The following is a 9,773-nucleotide window of genomic DNA, read 5'->3' on the forward strand; positions in this document are numbered from 1 at the left end:
TCTGGGGCGTCCGCGTCCAGGGCCTGCAGGTCGTGGCGCTCGCCGTTGCCCTCGTCCTCGTGCTGGCGCTGGGCGCGCTGCTCCGGCTCACGAATTTCGCGAAGGCGAGCGCGAGAAGCGTCCCGGCGGCGGCCAGGGCGGGCAGCACGATGCCGACGCCGAGGGGGCCGTCGAGCTTCGAGACGGCGCGGCCCATCAGGTCGGCGAGGCTCCGCGCCTCGTCGCGGGCGCCCGCAGGCGAGCCGAGGATCGCGTCGATCACCGTCTCGCGCAGGGCGGACATGGCGCGGTTCTGCGCCGTGACGCAGAGGCGGGCCACCACCCAGCCGAGGCCGGCGAGCGCCAGGGCGGACGCTGCGAGGCAGAGGAAGGCGGCGAGTTCGAGCGCGGCCGGCCGAAGGACCCAGCCCGGCGCGAGGACGAGGTCCGGCCGCGGATCCTGCAGCGGCACCACGAGGCGCAGGAAGGGGAGGGCGGTGGCCTCGTCGCGCGGCAGGGTCGCCACGAGGTCGCGCAGGCACAGCAGCGCGAGGGCGCAGAGGGGGATGCCGAGGCCGAGTGCCAGGCCGAGGGCGAGGATATGCTGGCGGCGGGCGGCCCGCCAGGTCAGGAGGATCGGGTCAGACTCCATGCCGCTCCGCCACCGCCGCGCTCGATCACCGCGCTTCCCTCGCCGCACGGGCTCGGGTCAAGCGCATAGTCGACGCGAGGCGGGAGGCAAAGCGCGGCAGCGCACCTCGGCGTGCCGGCGGGGCATCGTCCGGGTCGCGCCGCCCGGCGCAGGCCCTTGAGCCGGCTGTTGTTCGCAGGGCAGAACGCCTCTAAGTGCAGCGTCATGGAGCGCCTGCTCCCCGGGAGGCCTCCCTCTGGTCACCCCGGTGCTGCGGGCGTTGGTTGGGACACACGGGATCCGCTGGGTTGCGGGGCGCCGGATCCGCCGTCGGCGCTTCGCGGGCGGCACGCGGGTTCCGGAACGATGGTCTGACGCGCGCTCATCCGCCGAGCCGGTGCTCCGCTCGGCCGATGGGCGCTCACTAGGGGTGGAAGTCCGGGACGATGTGCGAACTGCTCGGCATGAGCGCCAACGTGCCCACGGACATCCGATTCTCCTTCGCGGGCCTGGCACGACGGGGCGGAGAGACCGGGCCGCACGCCGATGGCTGGGGCATCACCTTCTACGAGGGGCGCGGGCAGCGCAGCTTCCACGAGCCGGAGCCCTCGGCGCGCTCCGAACTCGCCAAGCTGCTGCGCAACGCGGCCATCAAGAGCCGCATCGTCATCGCCCATGTGCGCAAGGCCAATCGCGGCCGGGTGAGCCTGGAGAACACCCATCCCTTCACCCGCGAGCTCTGGGGCCGTCACTGGACCTTCGCCCATAACGGACAGCTGCGCGGCGTGAAGAAGCTGCCGCTCGGCGCCTTCGCCCCGGTCGGGACCACCGACAGCGAGTACGCCTTCTGCTGGATGCTCGGGCGCCTCCAGGCCCGGTTCCGCCGGCTGCCGCCCGCCGCGACCCTCGACCGCGCGATCGCCGCCCTCTGCGCCGAGCTGCACGGCCTCGGCGTCTTCAACATGCTGCTCAGCGACAGCCGCACCCTCTACGCCCATTGCGGCAAGCGGCTCTGCTACCTGACCCGAAAGGCGCCCTTCGGGACCGCGACCCTGATCGACGAGGACTGGCACGTCGATTTCGCGCAGGAGACGACCGAGCAGGACGTGGTCACGGTCATCGCCACCAAGGCCCTGACCCGCGACGAGAACTGGATCGATCTGGAGCGCGGCGACATCCTGACCCTGCGCGACGGCGCCACGCACCTGATCCGGATGCGCGCCTCCGCCTGTTGACGGGTGACCGGCGCGCGCCTCTCGCGCGCGCCCAAAGGTGCATGCGCGGGCTTCATGCGCTACAACAACCTTAACTCAGGACAGAAGCGGGCGGGTTCGCCTGCGTCACTGTCCGCCTCGCCGGGTCCGGACCGCCCGGCGCGTGAAGCCCGCTTGAACCCTGCGACGAGCCATGACCCGCGACGAGACCGACCACGTCCTCACCGACGCGAGGGATGATGCGCCCTCCGAGCGCCCAAATCTCAGCCACGCGATCCGCGCCCATCTCGGCGACTATCTGCGGGATACCTACGAGCGCATCGGCGCGGCCGAGATGCCGAGCCGCTTCACCGAGCTGCTCGACAAGCTCGAGGCGGCCCTGCGCGCCCGCGGCGAGGCGATCGAGCCCGAGTTCCGCGAGGGCCTGCTCGCCGCCGTGCCGTCTTTACGCGCCTTCGCCCTCTCGCTGACCTCGAACCCGGCCCGCTCGGACGACCTCGTGCAGGACACGCTGCTCAAGGGCTGGCAGCATCGCAACCGCTTCCAGCCGGGCACCAATCTCAACGCCTGGCTGTTCACGATCCTGCGCAACATCTTCTACTCGGATCACCGCAAGCGCGTGCGCGAGGTCGAGGACCAGGACGGCTCCTATGCCGCACGTCTCGCCACCGCGCCCCACCAGGGCGACCGGCTCGACGTGGAGGATCTCCAGAGCGCGCTGGCCAAATTGCCGCCGGACCAGCGCGAGGCCCTGGTGCTGGTGGGCGCCGAGGGGGTCTCCTACGAGGAAGCCGCCGCGATCATGGGCTGCAAGGTCGGCACCGTGAAGAGCCGCGTCAGCCGCGCCCGCGGCCGGCTGGCCGAATTGCTCGGCTACGACGAGGAGGATCTGGGTTCCGACCGGTTCATCAAGTCGGCGATGCCCGGAGAGGGCTGATTCGATCCGCCTGCACGGCTTCGTGCGGGCGGATGCCGGCTGTCAGACGCTCCATTCAAACTGGAAATGGTGATCCGTTTCAGTTGCGTAGGCGCGGTTCGCGCGTGCGGCGCACGCTTTTGGGCCGGCAATTCGCTTTTTTGACGCATCCGTTTCGCGGGGTCGCGCGTTACCGGCCCGAGCTTCGCTGCGCTCGGGCGCGGCGAACAGACCGAAACGGAGACTGTGAATGAACGTCAAGACCCTTCTCGCCGCCTCGGCCCTCGCCCTCTCGCTGCCGCTGGCCGCCCAGGCCCAGGGCACCCTGCCGGGCGCCGCCCGCGGTGCGGAAGTCGGCGCGGACGCGGCCGGCCCGATCGGCGGCATCGTCGGCGGTGCGGTCGGCGCGGCCACGGGTACGGTCGGCGGCATCCTCGGCGTCGACATGCAGCCGCGCTTCCGCAGCTATGTCCGCGAGCGCAATGTCCGCTCCTACGATTACGACGGCCGTGTCGCGGTCGGCACCACGCTGCCGGCCTCGGGCGTGACCTATTACGACGTGCCGGACGAGTATCGCGTGCGTCCGGGCTACCGCTACACCGTGATCAACGACACCCCGGTGCTGGTCGATCGCAGCCACCGCATCGTCGAGGTCATCAACTAAGGCGGCCGCAGCGCCGGCCCCTTTCAGGCCCCGGAGCCCCGGCTCCGGGGCCTTTCTCATGCGCGGTCCGCGCAGGGTGCGAGCCGTGAGAAAAGCCTCCCCGACCGGCGCAACGTCCGCCGCCCGACGATCGTTAATGCCCTGATCCGAAGGAGGTTTCTCATGGACGGCGACGACAAGGCCAAGCTTCCCGAGCCGGTGCGCGACCATCTCGGCCAGCAATTGCGCGGCGTCCTCCCCGTGGAGACCGGCAGCCCGCGCTTCCTCGGCGACGAGGCGGCCCCCGAGCAGTTCGCCCCGCAGATCGCCAAGCTCGAGACCCGCCTCAAGACCCACGAGGAGGGGACGGGCGCCGTCGAGGAGGCCCTCGACCGCATCCTCGACGCCTTCGGCATCGCGGCGGAGGGCGGCAAGGGCGCGCCCTCGCACGGGCCGTCCGGGCGCGGCTAGGTTGCGCTACGCCGAAGGGGAAGCCGGTCCGGGGAAGGAGAGCGCGTCAGGACCACGGCGCTGAGCCCGGCGCCGAGCTGAGGCCGGTCAGACCCGCGGCCTGGCCGCGAGGATGTCGCGGATCTCGCCGAGAAGCTTCACGTCGGCCGGCGCCTCGGGCGCCTTCTCCTCGGCCTTCTGAAGCTTGTTCATGGCCCGGATGACCAGGAACAGCACGAAGGCGACGATCATGAAGTTCAGCGCCACGGTGATGAACTGACCGTAGCCGAGCACTGCGCCCTGCTTCTTGGCCTCGGCATAGGCCATGCCGGATTGCACCTTCGCGGAGAGCGGCAGGTAGTAGTTCGAGAAGTCGAGGCCGCCGGTGATCGCGCCGATCACGGGCATGAACAGGTCCTGCACCGCCGAGGTGACGATCGCGCCGAAGGCAGCACCGATGATGACGCCGACCGCGAGGTCGACGACGTTCCCGCGCAGGGCGAATTTCTTGAATTCTTCCAGCATCCGCGATCCCTCGCTGGCCGATTCGGCCGGTCCAGGGTGACCGGCACGCCGGCACGAGGCCAGTCACGGACGCGTGCTGTCCACCGCCCAAGCGCCGATCAGGCCGCGGCCGGGCTCTCCGGCGGCTCGCTGCGCCCCTGCGCCTCGAGCTTCTGGCGGCGCCGGTACTGGGCGGCACCCACCGGAATCGTCGCGAGATAGGCGAGGCTGATCGCCACCAGCGATTCGAACGGGAAGCTGATCAGGAGGCCGAAAGCGGCCACGCCGGCGAGGAAGATCGGCAGCACCCAGCCGCGCGGCACGCGCTTGCCCATGGTCTTGCCGGAGAAGGTCGGCACCGTGGAGACGACGAGAAGCGCGATGCAGAGGACGTAGATCAGCACCATGGGCGTGGCCCAGGCCCCGAAATCGAGGCCGAGGAAGTGCAGGTAGAGCGGCAGCATCGCGGTCAGCGCGCCCGCGGGCGCCGGCATGCCGACGAAGAAGTCCTTCTTCCATTCGGGCCGGTTGGGGTCGTCCAGCATTGCGTTGAAGCGGGCGAGCCGCAGGCCCATGGCGATGGCGAAGATCAGCGCCACGATCCAGCCGACCGATTTGAGATTGAACAGGGTGAAGCCGTAGAGGATCAGCGCGGGCGCGCAGCCGAAATTCACGAAATCGGCCAGCGAATCGAGCTCGGCCCCGAAGCGGGAGGTGCCCTTCAGGAGCCGCGCGACGCGCCCGTCGATCCCGTCGAGGAGGCCCGCCACCACGATGGCGATCACCGCCGGCTCGAACCGGCCCTCGAAGGCGAGGCGGATCGCGGTCAGCCCGAGGCAGAGCGCCATCAGGGTGATCATGTTCGGCGCGATCATCCGGAACGGCACCGGCTTGAACCGGCGCGGACGCGGCTCGTTGGCGTCCGGCTCGAAGGGCGGGAAGAGGTCGTCCATGGCGGCTCCCCCTGTCGGTCCGCTATATCCGCCGGAACTGGCGCTCGGGGCCGCCGCCGAGATCGGCGAGCACCGTCTCGCCGGCCACCGCCTTCTGGCCGAGCCCGACGAGCACGCGGGTGCCCTCGGGCAGGTAGACGTCGACGCGCGAGCCGAAGCGGATCAGGCCGAAACGCTCGCCCACCTGCAGCGAATCGCCTGCGCTGACGAAGCCGACGATGCGGCGGGCGACGAGCCCGGCGATCTGGACGACGCCGACGCGCAGGGGCTCGCCCTTGTGGGTCGTCTCGATGACGAGGCCGTTGCGCTCGTTGTCCTCGCTCGCCTTGTCGAGCTCGGCATTGAGGAACAGGCCCGGCGTGTAGTGGATCTGCCCGATCCGGCCCGTCACCGGCACGCGGTTCACGTGGCAGTCGAACACGTTCATGAACACGGAGATCCGCGTCATCGGCACCGGCGGCAGATCGAGCTCCGGCGGCGGCAGCACCTTGGCGATCAGGTTGACCCGGCCGTCGGCCGGCGAGACCACCAGCCCGTCGGCCACCGGGGTGACGCGCTCGGGGTCGCGGAAGAAGTAGCACACCCAGAGGGTCAGGATCAGGAAGATCCAGCCGAAGAACTGGGAGAAGTAGCCGGCCAGCACCGTCAGCACGATGCCGATCAGGATGAAGGGGTAGCCCTCCTTGTGGATGGGCACCAGCACCCGTCGGATCGTCTCGAAGAGATCGGTCATGGGGCTGCGCGTTCTCCCTGCGGCTCACGACCCGTGCAGGGTCAGGCGGGGCGGATGGCAGTCCCAGGGGCTCCCGTCAACCATGCGGCCGGCCGCACGGGTCACGCGCGGCCGGCCGATATCGACATGGGACGGTGGATCAGGCCGCGCGGCGCATCGGCTGCGGCTCGGCCGGCACTTCGTCGGTGTGCACGTCGAACTGGACCAGATAGGCCGTGCCGAAGCTCGTGGTCAGCGCGCAATCGGTGGCATCGCGCCCGCGCGCCATCACGATGCGGCCGATGCGAGGCCGGTTGTGGCGGGCGTCGAACGTGTACCAGCGCGGGCCGTCCGGACCTTCGAGGAACACCTCGAACCAGGCCGAGAAGTCCATCGGCGCCGGATCCTTCGGCACACCGATATCGCCGAGATAGCCGGTGGCGTAGCGGGCCGGGATGTTCATGCAGCGGCAGAGCGTGATCGCCAGATGCGCGAAGTCGCGGCAGACGCCGACCTGCTGGGCGTGGCCGTCGCTCGCGGTGCGGGTGGCGTCCGCCATCTGATAGTCGAAGCGCAGGCGCTGATGCGCGTAGTCGACGATGGCCTGGACCCGGCCCCAGCCTTCCGGCGCCGTGCCGAACAGCGACCAGGCGGTCTGCGAGAGCTTGTCGGTGTCGCAGTAGCGCGAGCCGAGCAGGTAGACGAGCACATCGTCGGGCAGGTCCTGGACCGGGATCTGGCGCGCCTCCGGCACCACCGGGTCGGGCTCGCCGGAATCCGCCACCACGAAATCGGCCGACATCGTGATGCGTCCGCCGGGGGCGATGATGCGGGTGCAGAGATTGCCATAGGCGTCGATGCGCTGGCTCGCCTCCACGGGCGGATCGAAGCGGATCGCCTCGGGCGTCACGAGGTCGGACTGACGCTCCGGCCGCACATTGAGCAGCAGGTTCATCGGCGTCGGGCCGAACGTGTCGAAGGCGAGGGTGAAGCCGGTGCGGATATGCATGGTGAGAACGGGATCGGTTCCAAGCTGACGCGCCGCGGCGAAGCGGTTCCAGCCCTTAACCCAGTTACCAGATCTCAGTTCCGGCTCTCAGGCCGACGACGAATTCAAACGGTGCTCAAATATTGGCCATTTTCGCTGAGAGCGGGCGGACCGTCGCGGAGACCGATTTCAGATCGTGCGTGGGCGCGCGCTCTCGGAGGGGCGGGGCGATTGCATAGGATTGCATGGGGATGGGCGGCTTTCGTCGCCGTTCCGGCGGCGTCCTGAACCACCTCCGCGGTTCCCGGCGAGGCTCAGGCCCCCTCTCCGAGAGCTGGCTTTCCCTCGGCTCGGCGACAGAGCGTCCCTATGCGATGAGCCCGAGGGGCGTCGTCGTGCCGATCCGGCGGCCGTGCGGCGGGCGCGCTACTCCGCCGGAACAGGCTCCGGCACGGGCCGTGTCCCGGCTTCGACCGCCTCTTCCCGGTCCTCGGCCCGCTTCAGGGCCTCGCGGGCGGCATCCGCCTCGCGCTGGCGGTTCCACATCGCGGCATAGACCCCGCCATGGGCGAGCAGCCCGGCATGGTCGCCCCGTTCCACGATCACCCCGCGGTCGAGCACCAGGATTTCGTCGGCATTGACCACCGTCGAGAGGCGGTGGGCGATGACCAGGGTGGTGCGGCCCTGGGCAACCCGGTCGAGGGCGTCCTGAATCTCCCGCTCGGTGAAGGAATCGAGCGCCGAGGTCGCCTCGTCGAGGACGAGGATCGGCGGCCCTTTCAGGATCGTTCGGGCGATGGCGACGCGCTGCTTCTCGCCGCCGGAGAGCTTCAGACCGCGCTCGCCCACCGGCGTGTCGTAGCCCTCGGGCAGGGACTCGATGAAACGGTCGATCCGCGCGAGGCGAGCGGCCTCGCGCATCTCCGCCTCGGAGGCCTCCCAGCGTCCGTAGCGGATGTTGTAGCCGATCGTGTCGTTGAACAGCACCGTGTCCTGCGGGACCATGCCGATGGCGGCGCGCAGGGAATCCTGCCGGACGGCGGCGATGTCCTGGCCATCGATCGTGATCCGCCCGCCCTGCGGCTCGTAGAAGCGGAACAGGAGACGCGACAGGGTCGACTTGCCGGCCCCCGACGGGCCGACGATGGCCACGGTCTTTCCCGACGGCACCGCGAAGGAGACGCCGCGCAGGATCGGCCGCTCCGGGTTGTAGGCGAAGCGCACATCCTCGAAGCGCACCACGGCCTCGCCGACCGCGAGCGGCTTCGCGCCCGGCTGGTCCGCGATCTCCGGGTTGCGGTGGAGGATGCGGAACATGTCGTCGATGTCGATGAGCGCCTGTTTGATCTCGCGGTAGATCATGCCCATGAAGTTGAGCGGCATCGAGAGCTGCACCAGCATGGTGTTGGCGAGCACGAATCCGCCGATCGTGGTCCGCCCGGCCATGATGTCGCGCGCGGCGAGCCACATCACTGCCGTCATGCCGAGGGTGAAGATCACCGCCTGGCCGGCGTTCAGGACGGCGAGGGAGACGTAGGTCTGCGTCGAGGCGGTCTCGTACTTCGCCATCGACTCGTCGTAGCGGGCGGTCTCCCGCCCCTCGGCGCCGAAATACTTCACCGTCTCGTAGTTGAGCAGCGAATCGACGGCCTTGGTGTTGGCGTCCGTGTCCGAGTTGTTCATCCGCCGCCGGATCGCGATCCGCCACTCGGTCGCCTTGTAGGTGAAGCCGAGATAGGCCGCGACCATGACGAGCACGACCGCCGAGTAGAGCCAGTCGAACTCGTAGGCGAGTACGCCGAGCACCAGCACGAACTCGACGATGGTCGGCACCAGCGTCAGCACCATCAGGCGCGACAACTCCTCGATGCCGTTGCGGCCGCGTTCGAGGACACGGGTCAGGCCACCGGTCTTGCGCTCCAGATGGAAGCGCAGGGACAGGCGGTGCATGTGCTCGAAGGTCTGCAGGGCGAGGCGGCGCACCGCGTGCATCGCCACCTTGGCGAACAGGCCGTCGCGCACCTGGGTCAGCCCGGCCATCACGATGCGCGACAGGCCGTAGAGGCCGATCAGCAGCATCGGCGCGGCCAGGAGGCCGCTCGGCACGGTCTCGGTCCCGCCGCCGACCGCGGCCACCAGCGCGTCGGTCGCCCATTTGAAGGTGAAGGGCATCGCCAGGGTGGCGAGCTTGGCCACCAGCAGCAGGCCGAAGGCCAGGAAGACCCGGCGCTGCAGGTCCAGCCGGCCATGCGGCCAGAGATAGGGCCAGAGCCGGCGATAGGTGGTGACGAGTCCGGGGCGCTCCGGCGCGGGAGCCGCCGGATTCGCGGGTTCGGTGGTCATGCGGGCAAACGTTCGGGCAGGGGCGGGCGGGCCCGCGGGACATCCGGATCCCGGCGGGGACCCGCGCCCGATATAGGTCGCCGATCCCCGCGCCGCACCCGCCCGGCGGGCGGGGCGCGGTTGCGTGGCGGTCAGCCGCGCTTGTGCCCGCCCTGGCCGGCGCCCGTCTTGTCGTCCGGCAGCACGAAGATCTGGCCCGGATAGATCAGGTCGGGATCGCGGATCTGTTCCTGGTTGGCGTCGTAGATCACGGTGTAGCGATTGCCGCGGCCATAGGCGCGCCGGCTGATCTGCCAGAGGCTGTTGCCGCGCTCGATCCGGGCCGTGTTGATCTCGGGCACGAAGACGCTGCCCGCCGCCTGAGGCGCGCCGTTTCCGGCCGCGTCCGCGGTCCGCGCCGGGGCGGGGGCGGCCGGCCGCGATCCGCTGGCTGGCGCCTG

Annotated in this window: 10 protein-coding genes and 1 pseudogene; 4 read left to right on the plus strand and 7 right to left on the minus strand. The window is 70.1% G+C overall.

Going from position 1 to position 9,773, the window contains the following annotated elements:
* Window positions 1–631: pseudogene (locus MET9862_RS29685) on the minus strand (ABC transporter ATP-binding protein); the annotation flags it as partial.
* A 425-nt stretch (window positions 632–1,056) separates the two neighbouring features.
* On the opposite strand from MET9862_RS29685, the gene MET9862_RS26745 reads away from it, so the two are divergent.
* From MET9862_RS26745 to MET9862_RS26760, 4 genes are all read left to right on the plus strand, one after another.
* Window positions 1,057–1,845 (plus strand): class II glutamine amidotransferase, encoded by a 789-nt coding sequence (locus MET9862_RS26745; protein WP_142585970.1) that lies wholly within the window; start codon window positions 1,057–1,059, stop codon window positions 1,843–1,845.
* A gap of 172 nt (window positions 1,846–2,017) precedes the next feature.
* Entirely contained in the window at window positions 2,018–2,761 is a 744-nt protein-coding gene (locus MET9862_RS26750) for a sigma-70 family RNA polymerase sigma factor (RefSeq protein ID WP_142585971.1), read from the plus strand.
* A 229-nt stretch (window positions 2,762–2,990) separates the two neighbouring features.
* Window positions 2,991–3,404, plus strand: a complete 414-nt coding sequence (locus MET9862_RS26755; RefSeq protein ID WP_142585972.1) for a DUF1236 domain-containing protein — start codon at window positions 2,991–2,993, stop codon at window positions 3,402–3,404.
* Between the two features lie 162 nt (window positions 3,405–3,566).
* Window positions 3,567–3,854, plus strand: a complete 288-nt coding sequence (locus MET9862_RS26760; protein ID WP_142585973.1) for a hypothetical protein — start codon at window positions 3,567–3,569, stop codon at window positions 3,852–3,854.
* Between the two features lie 87 nt (window positions 3,855–3,941).
* On the opposite strand, the gene mscL is transcribed toward MET9862_RS26760, so the two are convergent.
* The 6 genes from mscL to MET9862_RS26790 all read right to left on the minus strand — a co-directional run.
* Window positions 3,942–4,358 (minus strand): large conductance mechanosensitive channel protein MscL, encoded by a 417-nt coding sequence (gene mscL, locus MET9862_RS26765; protein WP_142585974.1) that lies wholly within the window; start codon window positions 4,356–4,358, stop codon window positions 3,942–3,944.
* A gap of 98 nt (window positions 4,359–4,456) precedes the next feature.
* Window positions 4,457–5,290, minus strand: coding sequence for a CDP-alcohol phosphatidyltransferase family protein (locus MET9862_RS26770; protein WP_142585975.1), 834 nt, complete (start codon window positions 5,288–5,290; stop codon window positions 4,457–4,459).
* A 22-nt stretch (window positions 5,291–5,312) separates the two neighbouring features.
* Window positions 5,313–6,023: a phosphatidylserine decarboxylase gene (locus MET9862_RS26775; RefSeq protein WP_142585976.1), complete on the minus strand. Its 711-nt coding sequence runs from the start codon at window positions 6,021–6,023 to the stop codon at window positions 5,313–5,315.
* A 139-nt stretch (window positions 6,024–6,162) separates the two neighbouring features.
* Window positions 6,163–7,011: a transglutaminase-like domain-containing protein gene (locus MET9862_RS26780; RefSeq protein WP_142585977.1), complete on the minus strand. Its 849-nt coding sequence runs from the start codon at window positions 7,009–7,011 to the stop codon at window positions 6,163–6,165.
* A 405-nt stretch (window positions 7,012–7,416) separates the two neighbouring features.
* Window positions 7,417–9,333: an ABCB family ABC transporter ATP-binding protein/permease gene (locus tag MET9862_RS26785; RefSeq protein WP_142585978.1), complete on the minus strand. Its 1,917-nt coding sequence runs from the start codon at window positions 9,331–9,333 to the stop codon at window positions 7,417–7,419.
* Window positions 9,334–9,464: 131 nt separating this feature from the next.
* A partial coding sequence (locus MET9862_RS26790; RefSeq protein WP_142585979.1) for a LysM peptidoglycan-binding domain-containing protein occupies window positions 9,465–9,773 on the minus strand: 309 nt, incomplete at its 5' end.

Source organism: Methylobacterium symbioticum (assembly GCF_902141845.1).
Lineage (GTDB): Bacteria > Pseudomonadota > Alphaproteobacteria > Rhizobiales > Beijerinckiaceae > Methylobacterium > Methylobacterium symbioticum.

Excerpts from the sequence above, each read along its gene's own strand:
- MET9862_RS26785 (WP_142585978.1), bottom strand. The coding sequence starts at position 9,333 with ATGACCACCGAACCCGCGAATCCGGCGGCTCCCGCGCCGGAGCGCCCC.
- MET9862_RS26745 (WP_142585970.1), top strand. The coding sequence starts at position 1,057 with ATGTGCGAACTGCTCGGCATGAGCGCCAACGTGCCCACGGACATCCGA.
- MET9862_RS26780 (WP_142585977.1), bottom strand. The coding sequence starts at position 7,011 with ATGCATATCCGCACCGGCTTCACCCTCGCCTTCGACACGTTCGGCCCG.
- MET9862_RS26770 (WP_142585975.1), bottom strand. The coding sequence starts at position 5,290 with ATGGACGACCTCTTCCCGCCCTTCGAGCCGGACGCCAACGAGCCGCGT.
- MET9862_RS26755 (WP_142585972.1), top strand. The coding sequence starts at position 2,991 with ATGAACGTCAAGACCCTTCTCGCCGCCTCGGCCCTCGCCCTCTCGCTG.
- mscL (WP_142585974.1), bottom strand. The coding sequence starts at position 4,358 with ATGCTGGAAGAATTCAAGAAATTCGCCCTGCGCGGGAACGTCGTCGAC.
- MET9862_RS26775 (WP_142585976.1), bottom strand. The coding sequence starts at position 6,023 with ATGACCGATCTCTTCGAGACGATCCGACGGGTGCTGGTGCCCATCCAC.
- MET9862_RS26750 (WP_142585971.1), top strand. The coding sequence starts at position 2,018 with ATGACCCGCGACGAGACCGACCACGTCCTCACCGACGCGAGGGATGAT.
- MET9862_RS26760 (WP_142585973.1), top strand. The coding sequence starts at position 3,567 with ATGGACGGCGACGACAAGGCCAAGCTTCCCGAGCCGGTGCGCGACCAT.